Here is a 20,471-nt window from a genome sequence, read left to right on the forward strand (position 1 = left end):
TGAACTTTCTCCGATCCCAATTTTCTCTCATTATACAAGAAATACCCTATAGAATAGACTTTTTTTTCAGTGTCTATTCTATAGGGTACATTTTATAGTAAGGCTACCTTTTTATTATTGTATTTTTGTTGACTAATCAACAAAACAGAGTTATTATTTTGTTGACTAAGCGACAAAATGTTTTAAGGAGAGAAGTTAAATGTCTATTTTTAGATCACAAAATGAAAGCGAAACTGAAAAAAACATAGATAAACATGCTTTAATATTCGGTCTTATTTCTGTATTTCTTTGTGGTATAGGTTTCAGTATCATTATGCCTGTAGTGCCATTCTTAGTGCAGCCTTATATAAGTAGTCCAGAAGAACAGGCTCTAGTTGTTACGCTACTGACCTCTGTTTATGCTGTCTGCGTGTTTTTCGCTGCTCCTGCAATCGGGGCTTTGAGCGATAAATATGGCCGTCGTCCATTACTTTTAATATGCCTTTTCGGTTCCGCAATCGGGTACTTAGTTTTTGGTATAGGAGGGGCTTTATGGGTACTATTTGCTGGACGCATAATAGAAGGAATAACAGGCGGGAGTATAAGTACAATTTTTGCATATTTTGCAGATATCATTCCTCCAGAACAGAGAACGAAGTACTTTGGATGGGTGAGTGCAGTGGTAGGTGCAGGAACCATTATTGGACCAACACTTGGGGGATTACTTGCCAAGTTTGGTCATTCTGTACCTTTATATTTTGGAGCGTTCATAACTTTATTAAATGTCTTATATGGGATGAAATATATGCCTGAGAGTCTTGACAAAAATAATAGGTTAAAAGAGATTACTTTTGTAAGGTTAAATCCTTTTGTACAACTTGCAAACATACTTTCCATGAAAAACTTAAAATGGTTACTTGTCTCAGCGTTTTTACTTTGGATACCTAACGGATCTTTACAAGCAATTTTCACACAATTTACGATGGATACTTTTAGCTGGAAGCCTGCACAAATCGGACTTATGTTTTCAATTATGGGCTTTCAAGATATCATTTCACAAGCTTTTATAATGCCAAAGCTTTTAATCAAGCTTAGTGATAAACAAATAGCTATACTTGGAATGGTTTCGGAGATTATTGGCTACAGTTTTATTGCAGCATCAGCTTTGTTTTCCCTATATCCTCTTCTAATCGTTGGGATGTTACTGTTTGGTTTTGGTGACTCGATTTTCGGACCTTCATTCAATGGGATGCTTTCAAAGTCTGTCGATTCTAGTGAACAAGGGAGGATTCAAGGTGGTAGCCAATCTATTCAAGCTTTGGCAAGAATGATTGGTCCAATTATTGGAGGGCAAATTTATGTATCACTTGGTCATGCAGCTCCTGCTTTTATGGGGATGATTCTTATAGTAGTGGTAATAGGAGTTTTGTATAAAGGGACGCATGTAACTGTATAAACTATCTGCACTATTATGGTCTTTCTTTATATAAGGATGTCTCTACGGGAATCTTTCCTGAATGAATTGTATAACAGATAAATATAAGAACAAATAATAGGGTGTCAGAACTTAGGAACAAGTACTGGCCCCTATTTGTTTACAGTTTGAGAGCTAAGAAAAATTAAGAATTTATTCTGTAATGCTCTCATGGTGAAGGTTAAATAGAACTATCAATAATTAAAGTTAGCTTTTTTGAAAGTAAAAAGCTATGTAAATGACTAGATAGTTTAATTATGCTTGTGCTGAAGTAAATAATGACTCCATTTTTACTTTGCTCTTTTCTCGAATTTCACTGTCCGCATAGCGCATTACAAATTTATGCGCTATAGCGATTGCTAAAACATCATCTAATAAGCCGATCCCAATAATAGCAGCTATATCTGGAATGAAGTCGATTGCTAATACGTAATAAGATAAAGCAGCTAATATTATGAATTTCGCTTTAGTAGGTAACCCTTTTTTTCTCATTGTGTAGTATAAAATAATACTTTCATATACGCTTGATTTCCCGAGGTTTGCTGAGCTTTTTTTGAATTTTTTCCAAAGGGTCTGTTTCTCCATATAAACACTCCTATTACAAAAACATAGATTTTTTAAAAGGATAGACAAAGAAGTAGGGAAATAATCAATTTTATTGTTTTTCTTATGTATATTCCATAAAAATAGGAAATTACCTGTTCAAAATAATATAATGTTTGTTTTGCAACGACGCACAGTGTCCCGTTACATAGTCTGTATTGTAAAATGTATGTGGATGATTTTATATTATTGCTAGTGAAATTGAATCTATCTATATTAGTGGTGATATAAAATCAGAGAGGTTGGTTCAAGCTGAAGAAATGCTAGAACATATGCAAAATGAAGAAAAGGAATTTGGTGAATGGTTTATACAGCAGTTAAAAAATGTAAGTCATATTCCTGTTGATGAAAAAGTACATGATGGTCAAATGATTTTGAATAATGAATGTAAAATACTGGCGACGCCAGGGCATACTTCGGGGCATATTTCATTATATTTTCCAAATTTGGATTGTGTAATTACGGGAGATGCAGCTGTTCAAGATAATCGAAAATTAGTAATTGCGAATCCGAACTTTTGTTTAGATATAGAAAAAGCGGAGGAGTCTTTAAAGAAGATTAAAAATCTTAAAGCAACAAGGTATTATTGCTATCATGGAGGGAAACTCACTGTATAAAATAATAAAAAAACGATCTATTTTAAAATAAAAAGATCGTTTTTTTAATTCATAGATTCTGCAATTTGAATCAAATCATTAACATTGAATTCTCTTTTTATATGCAGTTTGTTACCAATTGCAATTTTATATTGAAAACCAACTTTTTGAAATAGAAGCTCATATGCGAAATCAAAATGAGGATTATATAATGCTTTTATATTATTGTTTAAATGATAGAATTTGGTTCCTCTATGTACATATTGGTCTAATTTATTATGGACTGGTGAAACAGTGATTTTTAAAATTCCACTAATATCATCATTATAGTAACGTAGTTCCAAGTAATCGTTATAGATGTAACCGTGAAATCCCTGAATTTCGAATGGGAATTTTGTAGGTGTTAGTATATGCCGTTTAACCTTCAATTCATATTCTTTTACAATAGTAGCTTCTTTCATAAACGGATTAGTTCCATCATAAATTTGATTAATTTGAGATATTTTCTTATTTTTTGTTACTATTTCTAAAATGAAACCGATAGTACTTACATCATCAGTGTCTTTGAAATAAGAAATAAGAATTGTAGTGTCCTCTTTTGGAGATGGTACTACTTTAATTTCATGAATAGGTTTATCTTTTGGGAAAGTAGGTAGTTTAATCCCTTCTGTTACATATGACTGCATTAATTTTTTATCATTATTAAGTAAAGCGTGTTTAAACTTAATTATTATATCGGTTTGAGATTTGGCCATAATAATTGAGATGGATTGAAAAAATAGTAAGAAAAATATGCAAAAAATCTTTATTAATTTAGTGTTCACTTTTATCACCCTCTAACTATATTTCCGTAAATTTTAAATATATATGTAAAGGAACGTATATATGTAATAGAAGTCATAGGAGGGAAGGCTATGAGCTCTTTATTTGATGTGATTTCAGATATTATTTTGTTTTATCCTCGAAATGACATGAAATTAAAACATCATATTGCAAAATTAAGCGAATTTGAGTGGTTTCGAAGGTTACACGAAGATCAGAAATATACAAGTTTAATTTGGAGTAATAGAAAAATTAAAAAGTATATTTTGACTTCTGCAAATATGGAAGCATTAATAAAATCCGAGAAAAAACAAAAAGAATTTGTTCATCTAGTACAGGATGAATATAAAAAAAGAAGATAAGAATTTTTTTATTTTTCATATTTGGCGAAACAAATGGTACAATGAAAGCTAATGTGAAAAATAAGGAAAAGAAGTGGTCTATTTGAAAAACTTTTTAGAATTAGGAATTAGTGAAACTTTTAATCATACATTACGTGAAAATGGAATTACAGAAGCAACACCGATTCAGGAGAAGGCAATTCCTGTTATTATGTCAGGTAAAGATATTATTGGGCAGGCGAAAACAGGAACGGGTAAAACGTTAGCATTCGTGTTACCGATTTTAGAAAAAATCGATCCAGAGTCTAGTGATGTTCAGGCTTTAATTGTTGCACCAACAAGGGAACTAGCACTGCAAATTACAACTGAAATTAAAAAAATGCTTGTTCAAAGAGAAGATATTAATGTACTAGCGATATATGGTGGACAAGATGTAGCACAACAATTGAGAAAATTAAAAGGTAATACACATATTGTTGTAGCGACACCAGGACGATTATTAGATCATATACGACGTGAAACAATTGATTTAAGTAATCTTTCAACGATTGTACTAGATGAAGCAGATCAAATGCTTTATTTCGGATTCTTATATGATATTGAAGATATTTTAGATGAGACACCTGATAGTAAACAAACGATGTTATTCTCAGCAACGATGCCAAAAGATATTAAAAAATTGGCGAAACGTTATATGGAAGAGCCGCAAATGATTCAAGTACAAAGTGAAGAAGTAACGGTAGATACAATTGAGCAGCGTGTCATTGAGACGACAGATCGTGCAAAGCCAGATGCACTTCGTTTTGTTATGGATCGTGATCAGCCATTTTTAGCAGTTATTTTCTGTCGTACAAAGGTTAGAGCAAGTAAGCTTTATGATAATTTAAAAGGACTAGGTTATAATTGTGCTGAACTTCATGGTGATATACCTCAAGCGAAACGTGAAAGAGTTATGAAGAGTTTCCGCGAAGCTAAAATTCAGTACTTAATTGCGACTGATGTAGCAGCTCGTGGACTTGATGTAGATGGTGTAACGCACGTATTTAACTTTGATATCCCTGAAGATGTAGAAAGTTATATTCACCGCATTGGCCGAACAGGACGTGCAGGTGGATCAGGTCTTGCAATTACGTTCGTTGCAGCGAAAGATGAAAAACATTTAGAAGAAATTGAAAAAACGCTTGGTGCACCAATACAAAGAGAAATAATCGAACAACCGATGATAAAAAATGTAGATGAAAATGGAAAACCGGTACAAAAGCCGGCTCCAAAGAAATCAGGTCAATATCGTCAAAGAGATAGCCGTGAAGGTTCAAGAAGTGGTTCAAAAGGTGGACCAAGAAACGATTCAAGAAATAGTTCTAGAAATGATAACAATCGATCATTTAATAAGCCAAGTAATAAGAAAAGTAGTGCAAAACAAGGTCAGCAAAGACGTGGCCGTTAAATAGTTATAATTTTAAAAGAGGCGCAAATAATTGCGGCTCTTTTTTATTTTTATACAATGAAGTCGTTTGAAAGATAATGAGATTTTCTAAAAAATACGAGTCCTGTTATTTAATAATTGGGACATATTCTATAATAATCAATTGAGAAAATATCGTAAATTTGAGATAATTTGGTTATATGAATCGGAATTTAAAATGTAATACAGGATATGTATTACTATAGATATCGTAGAAGGGGGAGGAGAAATATAGTGAATTCATGGGGAAGACCTAGAATGAAAATCCAAAAAACAAAAAGTGAATGGATTTGGGATATCATTGGATATTCATTTTTCTTAGGATCAATAATTTTTTTGATCACCATTTGGGGAGGATTACCTGAGGAAGTACCGGGACATTATAACGCAAATGGGGCTGTAGATCGCTGGGGGTCAAAATGGGAACTTTTTACTCTACCAGGAATCGGGACATTTATACTACTTTTAATGCAGACTTTAGAGAAGTTTCCAGAAGTTAATAACTATCCACAAAGATTTAATGAATCGAATGCTAAGCAGTTTTATTTAAATAGCCGAAAAATGATTAATCAATTAAAAAATGTTTGTTTAGTTATTTTTGCTTTAATCCAATTTGAGACAATTTCAATAGTTTTAGGTTGGAGCGGGGGTTTAGGTAAATTATTTTTACCAATAATAATTATCGGAACAGTTATTCCAATTGTTATAGGAATAATAAGGAAACGGAAAATTAAATAATACGGAGTGAATAAATATTCTAATTTATGACATTATTTCGTTATCGGGCGCTATTATGGGATGTAATTTAGAATTTTAAATGAATTTATTATAAATTTCGTATAGGGAAGTTTTTTAAATCCAAAATTAAACAACTTTATTTTACCTCCATCTTAATTTTAGGACGGGGGTATGCGTGTTTGCAGTTTTAAAATTTAATAACCTTAATGTCTTTCTACAGGGGATGCCAAAAATGAAATTTTAAAATTTCATTCACCGTATTAAAAATAAATTTTAAAATTCATAAAGGAAATATAAAGTAGGTTGTTGTATATGTACGATAACAGGAAACTTTTCACATACTAAACATATACTTTAAATAAACCGACAGTCGGTCCGTAGGAAGGAGTACATGAATGAGGATCGTAAAAGAATATGGGGAGCGTAGAAATGAAATTTTAGAAACTGCTGAACGTTTGTTTGTTACAAAAGGGTATACGAAAACTACAGTAAATGACATTTTAAAAGAGATTGGTATAGCAAAGGGGACGTTTTATCATTATTTTAAGTCGAAAGAAGAAGTAATGGATGAAATTATTATGAGGATTATTAAAGCTGATGTTGCTAAAGCGAAAGCAATTGTCTCTAACCCTAATATCACAGTTTTGGATAAGTTATTTCGAGTTTTAATGGAACAATCACCAAAATCAGGAGATGTAAAAGATAAAATGATTGAACAATTTCATCAGCCAAATAATGCGGAAATGCATCAAAAAAGTATAGTACAATCAATTATTCATTTATCTCCTGTTTTAGCAGAGATTTTAGAACAAGGAATCGCTGAAGGCATATTTTCTACTCCATACCCACAAGAAACGATTGAATTATTACTCTCTTCAGCACAAGTCATATTTGATGAGGGTTTATTCCAGTGGAAGCCGGAAGAAATGATGAGGAGGGCTAAAGCTTATATCAAAATGATGGAAGCATCTGTTGGAGCGAAAGAGGGAGCCTTTGATTACATGGTGGAGGTTTTAATCAAACAGAAATAGTAATTTTCTGTTTGGATATTATCGACCGACAGTCGGTCTGAATCGAATGAAAGGTGTGATAAGTATGTCAGCTAGTATAAGGTCTTCGATGAAAGATTTTCACTTAATGGTGAGTGGACAAATCATTACTATTTTAGGTTCAACACTTTTACGTTTTGCCCTGTCATTATATGTGCTAGATATAACAGGGCGTGCTGATATATTCGCAGGATTATATGCGGTAACGAGTATTCCGTTTTTACTAGCTCCTCTCGGCGGAGCGATAGCAGATCGTTTCAATCGCCGTAATTTAATGGTTATTTTTGACTTTATCAACGCTGCGATTGTATTAAGCTTTATAGTTTTGTTATTTACTGGACCTGTATCTATTATATTGATTGGAACAATTATGTTTTTACTAGCAGTCGTTAGTGCAATGTATTCACCTGTTGTAATGGCGAGTATTCCGCAATTAGTTCCAGAGAATAAGTTAGAGCAAGCGAACGGTATCGTAAATGGTGTGCAAGCATTATCGAATATAGTTGCTCCTGTATTAGGAGGAATACTGTACGGCATAATTGGTTTGAAAATGCTCGTAATAATAAGTTTTCTTGCTTTCTTTTTATCTGCGATTTTAGAAATGTTTATTAAAATACCTTTTATAAAAAGAGCACGAGAAAGCCATATAATACCGACAATTGTAAAGGATATGAAAGAAGGATTTATATATGTTTTAAAACAACCATTTATTTTGAAATCTATGCTTTTAGCTGCATTACTAAATTTAATACTTACACCGCTATTTGTTGTTGGCGCTCCAATTATTATACGAGTAACAATGGAAAGTAGCGACACGTTATACGGAATTGGAATGGGATTGATCGATTTTGCTACTATTTTGGGTGCATTATCAATAGGTTTTTTTGCGAAAAAGCTACAGATGAAAACATTGTATTACTGGATGCTTTTAATAGCTTTATTAGTACTACCAATGGCACTATCAGTTACGCCAGTTATTCTTAATTTAGGATATTATCCACCATTTATCCTCTTTATACTTTCTTCTATTCTAATTGCAATGATCGTGACAATTGTATCCATCTATGTGATTACTGTAGTCCAAAAGAAAACACCAAATGAAAACCTAGGAAAAGTAATGGCAATTATAACAGCGGTATCTCAATGTATGGCACCAATTGGGCAAGTCATTTATGGTTTTATGTTTGAAGGATTCAGTATGAAAATTTATTTACCTATATTAGTTATTAGTTTCATAATGATAATAATAGCGATAGTGACGAAGAAAATATTATGGAATGAAGGGAACTAGCTCCATATGATTAGGAGAATGTTAAAAAGAGATTTCTCTCAAAATAAAATGATAATTACCATTCTATTTATGTTTATCATGTTATCAAGTCTTTTAATCGCAAGTGCTTCAAGTAACGTTATAAATCTATTGAACTCAACGGATCAATTGTTTAAAGCATCAAACGCACCGCACTTCGTACAAATGCATGCCGGAGAAATAAACCAAAAGTCAATTGATTCATTTGTAGCGCAAACTCCTTTTGTAAAAAAACAACAAACAGCAGAGATGGTTCAAATAGGCGGATCTAACATTTTTATAAAGAAGAAAAATCAAGCGGAACATAATAGTGTAATGGACATTAGCTTCGTTAAGCAAAATACTATTGTTGACTTTTTATTAGATTTAAATAATGAATTGATCGATGTTAGGAAAGGGGAAATAGGTGTACCAATTTATTATATGCAAAAATATAATTTGCGTATTGGAGATAAAGTAAGGCTTGTGAAAAATAATAATGAGCTAGAATTTACTATTTCGGCATTTGTTCGTGATGTTCAAATGAACCCATCACTTGTTAGTTCAAAACGATTTGTAATAAGCGATGAAGACTTCGAAAGAATAAAGGGTAATTTTGGAGAAAGTGAATATCTTATTGAATTCCAGCTAACAGATTTAAATAAAATAAATGAATTTGAAACTTTATACCAGTCATCAAACTTACCTCAAAAAGGTCCCTCTATTACGTATTCACTCTTTAAAACACTCAATTCATTAACAGATGGAATAATAGCTGCAGTGCTGATCATTATAAGTGCATTATTAATGCTAATCGCGATTTTATGTATTAGATTTACGATTATGACTTCAATGGAAGAAGATTATCGGGAAATTGGTGTTATGAAAGCTATAGGCATTCAAAGTAAAGATATTCAAAAACTATATGTAACAAAATATGTTGTTATTTCAGCTATCGGATGTATATGTGGATATATCCTTTCGTTATTTGTTACAAAAATATTTACCTCTAACATCGCACTTTATATGGGGACAGCTAATAAAAGTATTTTATATTATGTTGTGCCATTGATAGTCACAACATTGTTATTTCTAGCCGTTAGCCTTTTTTGCCGCATCATTTTGCGGAATTTCAGGAGAATTACAGCAATAGACGCTTTACGATCAAGAGATAAACTAGGAAAAAGAAAGATTAGAAGATTTTTTCTCTCTATCAAACTAAAATTACAAATGTAAATATATTTATTGGTATACAAGATGTAGTGAAACGATTTAAGTTATATCGAGTATTAAGTATCGTTTTAATTATTGCAGTGTTCATGATTGTTGTACCAGTTAACTTTTTGTACACGATTCAGTCACCGCAATTTGTTAATTATATGGGAACAGGAAAGAGTGATATACGAATAGATTTACAGCAATCTGAAAATATAGAAAAACGGTTTAATGACGTTATATCGTATGTCGGAAACGATGAAGAGGTAGAAAAATATGCAGCATTTGTAACGAGTACATTTAAAATGGTGAAAGCTGATGGTACACATGAAAACTTAAATGTAGAAGTGGGAGATTTCGCCCAATTTCCAATAGAATATGTTAAAGGTATGGCACCAAAAAATGAAAATGAGATCGCTCTCTCTTATATGAACGCAAATGAATTAAAAAAGAATATAGGGGATGAAATCGTTTTATTTGTAGAAGGAAAAGAGAAAATGCTAACTATTAGTGGTATATATCAAGATGTAACGAATGGAGGAAAAACAGCTAAAGCGAGTTTTTCTTATAATAAAGAAAATATATTATGGTACGTAGTAAATGTAGATATGAAACCCAAAGTGAATCTACAAGAAAAAGTGAAGGAGTATAAACAAAATTTTAATTCTGCAAAAATAACAGATACGGATAATTATTTATCTCAAACTTTAGGAGAGACAATTAAACAATTAAGACTCGTGACACAAGTGGCAATTTTGATTGCTATATTGATATCGGTTTTAATAACTGCGATGTTTTTTAAAATGTTATTGGTAAAAAATTCTTCGCAAATATTAATTATGAAAAGTATCGGCTTTTCCTACAAAGATATTCGTATACAATATGTTACTCGTTCTATTTCTATAGTATTAGTAGGTATTTTAACAGGGACATTTATAGCTGCTACGTTTGGAGAAACACTAATAAGCTGGTTAGGTTCATTTATGGGAGCAGCTCACATAAAGTTTGTTGTTAATCCAATCATTTCTTATGTAATTTGTCCAGCTATTTTATTTATATCTGTGACCGTAGCAACACTTTTCAGTAGTTTTACAGTGAAACAAACAAATGATTTAAAGCTAAATGGGGAGTAGGAGGTGTGTAATTTGAAAAAAATTTTAGAAGTAAAACAATTAAATAAAAAATACGAAATGGATGGAAATAAAACTTACCATATGTTAAAAAATATAAATTTAGAGATTTATGAGGGAGAGTTTATATCGGTTATGGGACCTTCTGGTTCAGGGAAATCGACGTTACTATATAATATTAGCGGAATGGATCAAATGTCATCAGGAAGTGTGAAAGTTGATAGTAAAGAAATAACATGTATGAAAGAAGAAGTGTTAGCAAAATTACGACTCAGCGAAATGGGATTTATTTTTCAACAGAGCAATCTTCTTAGAAATTTGAATCTTTTTGATAATATAGTTTTGCCTGCGTATTTAGCAAAATTTGAGAGCAGGAAAATAATAAATAAACGTGCACTTGAATTGATGAAAAAAACGGGAATTAGTCAAATTGCAACTAATAATATAACTGAAGCATCAGGAGGAGAATTACAAAGGGTATCTATTTGTAGAGCACTCATAAATAAACCTAATATTATTTTTGCTGACGAGCCAACGGGTGCTTTGAATTTAAAAGCGACAGAAGAGGTAATGGATATTTTAGCAAATATAAACCGTATGGGAACTACAATTTTGCTAGTTACTCATGACGTAAAGGTAGCAGCTAAAACAGAAAGAGTTCTTTTTATGGTGGACGGGGAAATTGTTAGCGAAATACAGATGGGTAAGTATAGAGACGATGATTTGAAAGTGCGAGAAGAGCAGTTGTTAAAATGGTTAACCGTACTTGGATTTTAAAGAGATAATATTTTTGACTCCTATTGAATATAGGAGTTTTTTCTTTGTTTGAAAGTTCAAAAAGAGATATAATAATTTTCTGACTATTGATTATGGAGGGGTATAAATGAAAAATGAAACGTTACGTACACAAGAAGATATATTAAAAATGCTTGATTCATTATTAAGACCTGCAGAACCATTTTGGAATGAATTTTATGTGAATAGAGAAAAAGATGTTCCGTTTTTTGAAAATGTTCCAGATGAGAATCTAGTTTCGTATATACAAAAAGAGAGTGTTTCAAAAGGGAAAGTATTAGAACTTGGATGTGGTCCAGGAAGAAACGCAATTTATTTAGCGAATGAGGGATTTGATGTAACAGCAGTAGATTTATCTATAGAAGGTATTAATTGGGCGAAAGAGAGAGCATTAGAAAACGGAATAGAAATACAATTTGTTTGTGAATCGATTTTTAATTTGGATTTTCAAGATGAATATGATTTTGTATATGATTCCGGTTGCTTGCATCACGTTCCACCACATAGAAGAATGAATTATGTTGATCTAGTTAAAAACTCATTAAAATCGGGTGGTTATTTCGGATTAACATGTTTTGCAGCAGGTGATTTGAATGAGCGAAATGGATCGGAAATAACGGACTGGGATGTGTATAGAGGATGGAGTTTGCAAGGTGGTCTTGCATATTCAGAAGAAAAGTTAAGAGAGATATTTAAAGAATTTGAAGTAATTGAAATTAGAAAAATGAAGCAAATTGAACAACCAAATAATATGTTTGGAGAATCATTTCTTTGGACAGCATTATTTAAGAAGAAATAAAACATAGATAATTGACAAACTCATGGTTTTTATAGACAATACACTTATAAGAATATACGTTCGGTTTTATTGTCCGATGTATGTTTTGCATAAATACATAACAAGGGGATGTCTCTAAATGGGTAACACAAATCAAAAAATCACTACATTTTTAATGTTTGAGGGCAAAGCTGAGGAAGCGATGAATTTTTACACATCGCTATTTAATCAATCAGAAATTGTAAGTATCTCTCGTTATGATGAGAATGGACCAGGTAAAGAGGGAACTGTAATTCATGCAACTTTTACGCTAAATGGACAAGAGTTCATGTGTATTGATAGTTATGTAAAGCATGATTTTACATTCACTCCAGCTATGTCTCTTTATGTAACTTGTGATACGGAAGAGGAAATCGAAACCGTTTTTAATAAACTAGCACAAGATGGAAAAGTTCTTATGCCTTTAGGTTCATATCCGTTTAGTAAAAAGTTTGGCTGGTTAAATGATAAGTATGGTGTGTCTTGGCAGTTAACTCTTGCTGGAGATGAATAATTAAAATAATATGGTGACATTAACGTCATAACAAAAGGGATGATTCAAGATTAATATGTATCATCCCTTTTATTTTTTGTTTTACAAACGTCACTGGTTTTTAAAAAACGTTGCATTGTTATAACTAAAGAAGAAAGACCATCGTTATTCAATAAGATTAAAATAGATTTAGCTACCCGTTGTATTTATAACAACTTTAGGTTTGTATATAATATAAAACTGCTAATTTAATTTTTTAGCTTATCTAGTAATGGAATTCATTAACTGGAAGAAGTCTTTAAAAAGTAATTTGGATACTTTATTTGAAGGTATGGTTTACGAATTAAACAACCTTCAAAAAATATAATAGTTGAAATTTGTTGGTTTTAGAATGAAGAAATTAGGCTCAATATACCAACTCAATTATTCATAATTGAGTTGTGGTATAATTTACATACAGGGGGAAAGTAGATGACACAACATAAAGAAGAGCAAATGAATGAGGCATTAGCATTATTTTACTTTGCATATAAAACTTTTACAGAAAAACCAGATGAAATAATAAAAGAGTATAGTATACAGCGTGTACATCATAGAATTCTGTTTTTTATCGCTCGTTTTCCAGGGCTTAGTGTAAATGAGCTGTTATCACTTTTAGAAATAAGTAAACAAGCTCTTCACGGACCGTTGCGCCAACTGTTAGATAAAGGACTTATTGAGAGTAATGAAGCTGCACATGATCGTCGTGTGAAACAGCTGTCTTTAACAGAAGAAGGAACAGACTTAGAGAAAAAACTGAGCGATGTTCAAAGAGAACAAATGGGAGCTATTTTCTCACAGTTTGGCGAATCGTGTGAAGAAAATTGGCATCAAGTTATGAATGAAATGGCAAATAGCCGTTCAGGATTTGATGCATGGACGTCTAAGCGTGAAATACCAGTAGAATAAAAGATAGAAACAGTATCTTGTTTTATAGTTTGAAAAATCATAAATTTTTATCTGTATATTTGGCAACTATGGATAAAAAATTCACATTGCCAAAAACTTTATATGTGTACGTATTGAAATTTTAAAATTCATATTTCCGAGAGGGGAATTATAATGATAAAACTTGTACTCATTCGTCACGGACAAAGTTTGTGGAATCTTGAAAATCGATTTACAGGATGGACAGATGTGGATTTATCAAAGAATGGATTAAGTGAAGCGAGAGAAGCAGGAACAATATTAAAAAAGAATGGATATACATTTGATGTTGCGTATACCTCGGTACTAAAACGAGCAATTCGTACATTATGGATTGTACTGCATGAAATGGATCTCACTTGGGTCCCTATACATAACTCATGGAAGTTGAATGAACGCCACTATGGTGCACTACAAGGATTGAATAAAGACGAAACTGCAAAAAAATATGGAGATGAACAAGTTCATATTTGGAGAAGAAGTATAGATGTGAGACCGCCTGCACTTACTGAAGATGATCCTCGATATGAGGCGAACAATCCAAGATATAAAACGTTAAAAAAAGATGAATTCCCATTGACTGAATGTTTAGAGGATACGGAGAAAAGAGTAGTTGATTATTGGCATTCAGAAATTGCACCGTCATTAAAAAGTGGTGAGAAAGTAATTATTTCATCGCACGGTAATACAATTCGTTCGCTAGTGAAATACTTAGACAACCTTTCAAGTGATGGTGTGGTTTCATTAAATATTCCAACTAGCATTCCGCTTGTTTATGAGTTAGATGAAAAATTACGTCCGATTCGTCATTATTACTTAAGTATGGATGGAGAAGTACCTGAAGGGGAAATTCCGAAACATATTTCTTTTTAACATGAAAATTTGAAACGCATGCTTGTCTACATATACAATGTAGATTCATGATAAAGTGAAACTTTAATCAGTGGAGGGTGTTCATCCCGCACTGATTATTAGCCTTCACCAATCGGGCTTTTATGGGCAGTTGATCCCGCACCTAACGTCTTTGCTTTCGCTGAATTTTGAGGTGGGGGGGCTTACTGCCCGTTAATGCGGGATAAAAGACGTGGCCTGTTTCTAATGTATATGCGATGTTGCTAACTTTAGAAGGTTGTCCACGTCTTTTGTCATAAAGAGAGCTGTTTGCGCATGTAATGGTATCGTGAGTAGTTTTGGAATGGAGGGTGATGTGATTGACGATCTCTAACATTCGAATTGGCTTATTTATTTTAGCAATCGTCTTTATTGTTCTTGTTTTCTTTTATTGGAGAAATGAAGAGTTGTACGAGGAGAAGAAACAACGAATTCGAAAAACGTGGTACGGTTTGTTCATAACATCAGTCACAGTTTATTTCACGATAAAAGGAATAGATTTAACCCTCTGGAAAAATCTTTTAATGTTTACTGCGATGGTAATTTTCGTTGATATTGCATTCATTTTGACACCAAATATTTCAGAAATATGGGGCGCAAAATTCAGCGATATTGGAAAGACGGTCCAATCAATTAAAAGGTCATTAATTGCTTCAAAAGCAAGGGGAGAAATATATACGACAATTATTCAAAATGTGAATCCAACAGCCTTTGGGACAATGGAATGGCATACGGAAGAGGAATATACAAAAAGCTTAAACACATTTTTAGATTCATATGGGGAAAAGATTGGTGCGAAAATTGTTGTATTTGAAGCGGTGAAGGAATTAAATACAAACTTTCGTGGTATCCGCTCTCAATTTAGTATTATGGTTCCATTAGAACACATCGAGCAATTGAATGAGCAGAAAGCGGTGCAAGTAGAAAATGTCGGAATTATACCAGCAAAAATAGTTAGTGATGTTTTCATTGTTATTGATGGGAAGAAAAATAACCTTCAAGATCGAGATTTTGAAAATGTATATAATTTAACAATTCATCATAGTTATTTTAGTAAATGAGGACAGAATCTTTTTCTGTCCTTTTCACCTATACATAAAGGGAGAACAAATTCAGACAAGCTTGTATAAAATTGGACAATCATTCCTACACTAGCACGTAGAGGTGATTGTAGTGATAAAAGATTATGACAATGATTTTTTTAAAGAAGATAATGAAGATACAACAGATTTCTCTTTAATAAAAGGAGATACTTTGCAGCAAGTAGAAGAGTTAGAAGAAGAATTAAAAAGAAAATGATACGTGTACACTCTGTCTGCATTTGCTATATAATATAAATAAAAGGTTGTATCTTTTTGAAAAGGGGGAGAAGAGATGGCAGAAGTAAATGCTCAAAAATCTTCGTTTTTTAAAACTAAAAAAGAAGAATCAAATACAGATTTCTCTCTTGTGAAAGGTGCATTAACAGAAAATATAAATCGTTTAGAAAAACTTATGGATAGTAATAGTTCGAAATATGCTCGAGTGAAAAAAATACAGGAAAATGCATAAGAGCATTTTCCTGTATTTTTTTATTTTGCATTAAACTTTTCTTTTACTTTTAAAGGTAAATCCGCTTTTTGAATTTCTTCATAGGATTTTACTTCAATCGATGATATTTCATTTTTATCTTTATTTTCTTGGTCTACATAAATGCACAAAAATGCCTTTTCATTTAATTTTTGATCGTTTGATTGTTTTTTACTTCTAAATGTAATTTGTTTTCTTACTCCATCTTCATCATATGCCGGCAATGTGTAGTTCCGTAAGTTTCTACCTTCTATCTTTTCAATAAACCCTTCACCTTTTATCTGTACGTAATATACATCCTTACCGATTCTATTTAGAGAAGCTCTTTCGCACCCGATAGTTAAGTTGCAAAATAATAAACTTAGTGTAATAACAGATAAAAATTTTTTCATTTTCATTATCTCCTTTAAATTATGTATTTAAAGTATGCGGTTATTTTTTAAATAGAAAAATCGATTTTGATTACAGCACTCTTACAATCTTGTAAGAGTATAGCTTATTTACACTAAATTAAAAAATATGAGGATGGAATGAATAGGTTATAATGAATTTTTGAAATCTTAAAATAAAAGTAAAATAATGAATCATGGTATAATAATAAAGGACGTACATATTATTTTGTCAATTGGAGAGGAGCTTAAAAATGTATTCTACTTTAGAACAATTAACAAAGCACCCTGTATTTTATCATTTTGCAGAAATTTCAAAGATTCCTAGAGGATCAGGTAATGAAAAAGAAATTAGTGATTACTTAGTGAGTTTCGCAAAGGAACGTAATTTAGAAGTTATTCAAGACGAAGCGTTAAATGTCATTATAAAAAAAGAAGCTACTTCTGGTTATGAGAATGTTCCAGCTATTATCATTCAGGGGCACTCTGATATGGTGTGTGAAAAAAACCAAGCGACAGTTCATGATTTTGAGAAAGATCCAATTGAATTAAGGATTATTGGAGATATGTTATATGCAAACGAAACTACTTTAGGTGCTGATAATGGTATTGCCGTTGCATATGCATTAGCATTATTGGATTCAACAGACATCCCGCATCCAGCTTTAGAAGTTGTTATTACAACTGAAGAAGAAACGACAATGGGCGGTGCATTCGCTGTTGATTCAAATCATTTTGACGGAAAAATATTTATTAATATTGATTCTGAAGAAGATCATAAATTACTAGTGAGTAGCGCAGGTGGTGCGAAAGCAGTTGAAACGATTTCAGTGATTTGGGATGAAGCGTCAGTAGATATGGACACATACCGACTATATGTTGGGGGACTTAAAGGTGGACATTCTGGTTTGGAAATTGATAAACAACGCGGTAATGCGAATAAAGTATTAGGACGAGTTTTACGTGATTTATCACTTCACATTCAGTTTAATATGAGTGAAGTTCATGGCGGCTTAAAAACAAATGCAATTCCGCGTGAAAGTGTAGCTACAATTTTATTACGTGCAGAAGATGTACAGCAAGTAGAAGAAAAACTAAAATCATGGACACGTATGTTACAAGAAGAGCTACGTGCTGTTGATCCGGATGTTCATGTTTCACTTACAAAAGTAGAAGAAAAGGCGGAAAAAGTCTTTTCTAAAGAAACACAAAAACAGCTTATTTCTTCATTATTCTTAATTCCAAATGGTATACAAAGTATGAGCATGGATATTAAAGGTCTTGTAGAAAGCTCAACTAATTTAGGAGTTATTCAAACACTGCAAGATGAGATTAAATTACGAAGCGAAGTGAGAAGTTCTGTAAGTAGCTTAAAACAACATATTGTAGATGAAATTAAGTATATTGCGGAATTAGTAGGGGCAACATTTGAAAAAGAGTCTGAATATCCAGAGTGGCCATATAATCCTAATTCGCCTATCCGTAATTTATTCGAAAAAGTGCACCAAGAAAAATACAGCAAAGATGCTGAAATCTTCGCAGTACATGCAGGAATTGAGTGCAGTGTATTTGTTCAAAAAATGCCTGAGTTAGATGCTATTTCATTCGGTCCAGATATCTTTAATGTTCACACTCCAGATGAACATATTAGTATTTCTTCTGTTGTGAATAACTGGGGATTTTTCGTTGATGTAATGCAGGGAACGAAAGAATTAGCTAAGTAATAAAAGACGGAATAAAAAGCAGCCTAAATTTATAGGTTGCTTTTTTGTATAGAATTTTATGTGAAGCAAAATAATGGCCAAGAAATTTACCTATTGTTGATTTAAAATAAAGTTTGATAAAAAGATCTATTTTGCAGAGTATCTCTTTCTTCAACAATCGGTCCATTTAATTGAATAAGACTACACAAAAAGTCGCTTTCCCTTACCTAAGAAAAGCGACTTTTTAGATTGGTTTTCCCCTTATTATCAAGCTTTTTACTTTAAGTTCCTTTGACTAATAAGGTTTACTTCAGTAAAATAAGGTATATTATATTTGTTGAATAGATTCTCTTTAAAGACAAGAAAAGTAGGTGAACAAAGTGGGGAAATATCAATTGGATTACAAAGGTCAGGCAGCTGTGGCAAAGTTTCATGAAAAACAGACGCCTGCCAAATTTGATAAAAAGCAGCAACTTGAAAAATTGCGTGCGGAGTATTTGAAAAAGAAGCAAAAACAAACAGATAAATAATACGTTATGTTTTTCTGAATTTTCTTTATGTAATGCAAACAAACACAAGAAAATAGGTAAGTTATTCATCGTTCAAATATATACAGGCTATTTTTTCAAACCTCTTACTTAATGAACTAAAAAGTCGATTCCTTGAGATGGAAATCGGCTTTTTTAATAAGTGACATTTCCTTAGCGTTGTAAATCCGCATTCTCGGATTTATTATAACTTGGTTAATTTGACTTGTGTAATTTATTACGTTATGATTTTTCATTATAACTGAAAGGCTTGAAGATAATGATTCGTCGTTTGAAAAAGTTTAAAAATGTCGCTGTCGTATTAAGCTTCTAAGGAAATTGCAAAAATCTACAATACTTAGAAGCGAGGAATATAGTTATGAAGCATCCATTATTTAATCATTGGTCTGAAACAAAGTATTTAAAAGATATAGTAACAAATCCACTCATTGAAGTAGGAGAGTACTCCTATTATTCAGGGTATTATGGAAATCAAAATTTTGAAGATGGTTGTGTAAGGTATTTATGGGGCGATGCTAAGTCCCAAACACTTTTCAATCCAATTGAACAGATGGGTTGGCATCTTGATAAGCTCATTATTGGAAATTATGTTTGTATTGCAAGTGGAGTTGTCATTCTAATGGGTGGGAATCATAATCATCACGCTGAATGGATTACAGTGTATCCATTCGCTGAGCAAATCGGACAATCTTATGAACCGAAGGGTGATACAGTCATTAAAAGTGATGCCTGGATTGGTATGAATGCTACAATAATGCCTGGCGTTACAATCGGTGAAGGTGCAATCGTTGCGGCAGGATCTGTCGTATGTAAAGATGTTCCGCCATATACAATAGTGGGCGGTAATCCTGCTAAGGAAATAAAAAAACGGTTCACTGATACAGAAATTAATATGCTAATGGAAATGCGTTGGTTTGATTGGGATAGAGAATTGATTGAGAAGGTAATTCCTCTTTTATCTAGTCCAGCCATTGAACCATTATTTACTTTTTATAAAAATGAAGTGAAAAATAAATAAATCAGCTAGAAAAACTACATTCAATATAGGATGTAGTTTTTTTATTATTTGTACTAGAAACAATTATGAAATAATCTCCCCATTATGGTTTAGTTTTTATAAATTATCTTAAGAAAAATTACGAAATATAACCAGTAGTTCTTAATATATTTTATTTATAATTCAAATGATTGAACAAAATTGTTTCTTCATTTTCCCTGTAAGGTTTTCCATCACGAAGTATTCGCCAGGAAGTAGAAAAAAGGTAGCTCATATATTAGAAGTTTCAGCGATATTCCAAAAGTATTCACCTGAAGTATTTGGTGGACAGCAACATGTGTACTTGTGCATGAGCCGGCCATTATACAGTTTATAAAATCTGCAGCAATGATTCTTTTTTTGTGAGATGGCGAAAAGGGATTTTTTATGTGCAATTCATTATGTTTTCTTAACAAAACATCTAGTGCTTTCTTATCTTAAAGGGGAACATATTTATTACTTAGATTGTCTATTACATGTATTACTAAAAATGGATATTCAAATTAAATACAATAAATCCCGTTTGATACCCATTTTTATGTATTACAAAAGTATGAAAGGACT

20 protein-coding genes and 2 pseudogenes are annotated in these 20,471 nt (G+C 32.2%); 19 read left to right on the top strand and 3 right to left on the bottom strand.

Going from position 1 to position 20,471, the window contains the following annotated elements; all coding sequences use genetic code 11:
• Positions 1-199: 199 nt before the first annotated feature.
• Positions 200-1,435, top strand: a complete 1,236-nt coding sequence (locus ABH960_RS23995; RefSeq protein ID WP_404448843.1) for an MFS transporter — start codon at positions 200-202, stop codon at positions 1,433-1,435.
• 273 nt (positions 1,436-1,708) lie between these two features.
• Here ABH960_RS23995 and ABH960_RS24000 read toward each other — a convergent pair whose 3' ends face one another.
• Positions 1,709-2,038 carry a YkvA family protein gene (locus tag ABH960_RS24000; RefSeq protein WP_404448845.1) on the bottom strand — a complete coding sequence of 110 codons (330 nt, stop codon included), beginning with the start codon at positions 2,036-2,038 and terminating at the stop codon, positions 1,709-1,711.
• Between the two features lie 203 nt (positions 2,039-2,241).
• Between ABH960_RS24000 and ABH960_RS24005 the strand changes: the two are divergent.
• Positions 2,242-2,673 (top strand): annotated as a pseudogene (locus tag ABH960_RS24005) (MBL fold metallo-hydrolase); the annotation flags it as partial.
• 44 nt (positions 2,674-2,717) lie between these two features.
• Here ABH960_RS24005 and ABH960_RS24010 read toward each other — a convergent pair.
• The gene (locus ABH960_RS24010; RefSeq protein WP_404448847.1) at positions 2,718-3,476 is read right to left on the bottom strand and encodes a hypothetical protein; all 759 of its coding nucleotides are present in this window, start codon (positions 3,474-3,476) and stop codon (positions 2,718-2,720) included.
• 90 nt (positions 3,477-3,566) lie between these two features.
• On the opposite strand from ABH960_RS24010, the gene ABH960_RS24015 reads away from it, so the two are divergent.
• From ABH960_RS24015 to spoIISB, 14 genes and pseudogenes are all read left to right on the top strand, one after another.
• Complete coding sequence (locus ABH960_RS24015; RefSeq protein WP_404448849.1) at positions 3,567-3,836, top strand: hypothetical protein; 270 nt, start codon at positions 3,567-3,569, stop codon at positions 3,834-3,836.
• Between the two features lie 73 nt (positions 3,837-3,909).
• Positions 3,910-5,262 (top strand): DEAD/DEAH box helicase, encoded by a 1,353-nt coding sequence (locus ABH960_RS24020; protein ID WP_113709454.1) that lies wholly within the window; start codon positions 3,910-3,912, stop codon positions 5,260-5,262.
• Positions 5,263-5,538: 276 nt separating this feature from the next.
• Positions 5,539-6,018, top strand: coding sequence for a DUF1648 domain-containing protein (locus tag ABH960_RS24025; protein WP_404448851.1), 480 nt, complete (start codon positions 5,539-5,541; stop codon positions 6,016-6,018).
• Positions 6,019-6,413: 395 nt separating this feature from the next.
• Complete coding sequence (locus tag ABH960_RS24030; protein WP_404448853.1) at positions 6,414-7,049, top strand: TetR/AcrR family transcriptional regulator; 636 nt, start codon at positions 6,414-6,416, stop codon at positions 7,047-7,049.
• 46 nt (positions 7,050-7,095) lie between these two features.
• A complete protein-coding gene (locus ABH960_RS24035; RefSeq protein ID WP_404448855.1) occupies positions 7,096-8,358 on the top strand; it encodes an MFS transporter in 1,263 nt (420 codons plus the stop codon).
• A gap of 6 nt (positions 8,359-8,364) precedes the next feature.
• Positions 8,365-10,703 (top strand): annotated as a pseudogene (locus ABH960_RS24040) (ABC transporter permease).
• 12 nt (positions 10,704-10,715) lie between these two features.
• On the top strand, positions 10,716-11,477 hold the full coding sequence (locus ABH960_RS24045) for an ABC transporter ATP-binding protein (RefSeq protein WP_113936504.1): 762 nt from the start codon (positions 10,716-10,718) through the stop codon (positions 11,475-11,477).
• A 106-nt stretch (positions 11,478-11,583) separates the two neighbouring features.
• Positions 11,584-12,294, top strand: a complete 711-nt coding sequence (locus tag ABH960_RS24050) for a class I SAM-dependent methyltransferase (RefSeq protein WP_113936503.1) — start codon at positions 11,584-11,586, stop codon at positions 12,292-12,294.
• Between the two features lie 118 nt (positions 12,295-12,412).
• Positions 12,413-12,826: a VOC family protein gene (locus tag ABH960_RS24055; protein ID WP_002012925.1), complete on the top strand. Its 414-nt coding sequence runs from the start codon at positions 12,413-12,415 to the stop codon at positions 12,824-12,826.
• A 450-nt stretch (positions 12,827-13,276) separates the two neighbouring features.
• Positions 13,277-13,753: a MarR family winged helix-turn-helix transcriptional regulator gene (locus ABH960_RS24060; protein ID WP_002017049.1), complete on the top strand. Its 477-nt coding sequence runs from the start codon at positions 13,277-13,279 to the stop codon at positions 13,751-13,753.
• Positions 13,754-13,906: 153 nt separating this feature from the next.
• On the top strand, positions 13,907-14,644 hold the full coding sequence (gene gpmA / locus ABH960_RS24065; RefSeq protein ID WP_002032137.1) for a 2,3-diphosphoglycerate-dependent phosphoglycerate mutase: 738 nt from the start codon (positions 13,907-13,909) through the stop codon (positions 14,642-14,644).
• A gap of 338 nt (positions 14,645-14,982) precedes the next feature.
• Positions 14,983-15,723 (top strand): type II toxin-antitoxin system SpoIISA family toxin, encoded by a 741-nt coding sequence (locus ABH960_RS24070; RefSeq protein WP_113936499.1) that lies wholly within the window; start codon positions 14,983-14,985, stop codon positions 15,721-15,723.
• Positions 15,724-15,835: 112 nt separating this feature from the next.
• On the top strand, positions 15,836-15,961 hold the full coding sequence (locus tag ABH960_RS24075; protein WP_000588712.1) for a hypothetical protein: 126 nt from the start codon (positions 15,836-15,838) through the stop codon (positions 15,959-15,961).
• A gap of 75 nt (positions 15,962-16,036) precedes the next feature.
• Positions 16,037-16,213, top strand: coding sequence for a stage II sporulation protein SB (gene spoIISB, locus ABH960_RS24080; RefSeq protein WP_003189253.1), 177 nt, complete (start codon positions 16,037-16,039; stop codon positions 16,211-16,213).
• A 20-nt stretch (positions 16,214-16,233) separates the two neighbouring features.
• Here spoIISB and ABH960_RS24085 read toward each other — a convergent pair whose 3' ends face one another.
• Positions 16,234-16,623: a YxeA family protein gene (locus ABH960_RS24085; RefSeq protein ID WP_033733970.1), complete on the bottom strand. Its 390-nt coding sequence runs from the start codon at positions 16,621-16,623 to the stop codon at positions 16,234-16,236.
• A gap of 251 nt (positions 16,624-16,874) precedes the next feature.
• On the opposite strand from ABH960_RS24085, the gene ABH960_RS24090 reads away from it, so the two are divergent.
• The 3 genes from ABH960_RS24090 (at position 16,875) to ABH960_RS24100 (ending at position 19,889) form a co-directional block, all read left to right on the top strand.
• Complete coding sequence (locus tag ABH960_RS24090) at positions 16,875-18,344, top strand: aminoacyl-histidine dipeptidase (RefSeq protein WP_016102002.1); 1,470 nt, start codon at positions 16,875-16,877, stop codon at positions 18,342-18,344.
• 359 nt (positions 18,345-18,703) lie between these two features.
• Positions 18,704-18,853, top strand: a complete 150-nt coding sequence (locus ABH960_RS24095) for a hypothetical protein (RefSeq protein WP_002069316.1) — start codon at positions 18,704-18,706, stop codon at positions 18,851-18,853.
• A 376-nt stretch (positions 18,854-19,229) separates the two neighbouring features.
• Entirely contained in the window at positions 19,230-19,889 is a 660-nt protein-coding gene (locus ABH960_RS24100; protein ID WP_404448860.1) for a CatB-related O-acetyltransferase, read from the top strand.
• The last annotated feature ends 582 nt before the right edge of the window (positions 19,890-20,471 follow it).

Origin of the sequence: Bacillus sp. RC252 (genome assembly GCF_044909215.1) — a bacterium.
Taxonomy (GTDB): Bacteria; Bacillota; Bacilli; order Bacillales; family Bacillaceae_G; genus Bacillus_A; species Bacillus_A mycoides.

Bases quoted from the DNA above. Each gene is read 5' to 3' on its own strand.
- ABH960_RS24000 (WP_404448845.1), bottom strand. From the start codon at position 2,038: ATGGAGAAACAGACCCTTTGGAAAAAATTCAAAAAAAGCTCAGCAAAC.
- ABH960_RS24085 (WP_033733970.1), bottom strand. From the start codon at position 16,623: ATGAAAAAATTTTTATCTGTTATTACACTAAGTTTATTATTTTGCAAC.
- ABH960_RS24090 (WP_016102002.1), top strand. From the start codon at position 16,875: ATGTATTCTACTTTAGAACAATTAACAAAGCACCCTGTATTTTATCAT.
- ABH960_RS24025 (WP_404448851.1), top strand. From the start codon at position 5,539: ATGAAAATCCAAAAAACAAAAAGTGAATGGATTTGGGATATCATTGGA.
- ABH960_RS24100 (WP_404448860.1), top strand. From the start codon at position 19,230: ATGAAGCATCCATTATTTAATCATTGGTCTGAAACAAAGTATTTAAAA.
- ABH960_RS24055 (WP_002012925.1), top strand. From the start codon at position 12,413: ATGGGTAACACAAATCAAAAAATCACTACATTTTTAATGTTTGAGGGC.
- spoIISB (WP_003189253.1), top strand. From the start codon at position 16,037: ATGGCAGAAGTAAATGCTCAAAAATCTTCGTTTTTTAAAACTAAAAAA.
- ABH960_RS24030 (WP_404448853.1), top strand. From the start codon at position 6,414: ATGAGGATCGTAAAAGAATATGGGGAGCGTAGAAATGAAATTTTAGAA.
- ABH960_RS24050 (WP_113936503.1), top strand. From the start codon at position 11,584: ATGAAAAATGAAACGTTACGTACACAAGAAGATATATTAAAAATGCTT.
- ABH960_RS24035 (WP_404448855.1), top strand. From the start codon at position 7,096: ATGAAAGGTGTGATAAGTATGTCAGCTAGTATAAGGTCTTCGATGAAA.
- ABH960_RS24015 (WP_404448849.1), top strand. From the start codon at position 3,567: ATGAGCTCTTTATTTGATGTGATTTCAGATATTATTTTGTTTTATCCT.
- ABH960_RS23995 (WP_404448843.1), top strand. From the start codon at position 200: ATGTCTATTTTTAGATCACAAAATGAAAGCGAAACTGAAAAAAACATA.
- ABH960_RS24060 (WP_002017049.1), top strand. From the start codon at position 13,277: ATGACACAACATAAAGAAGAGCAAATGAATGAGGCATTAGCATTATTT.
- gpmA (WP_002032137.1), top strand. From the start codon at position 13,907: ATGATAAAACTTGTACTCATTCGTCACGGACAAAGTTTGTGGAATCTT.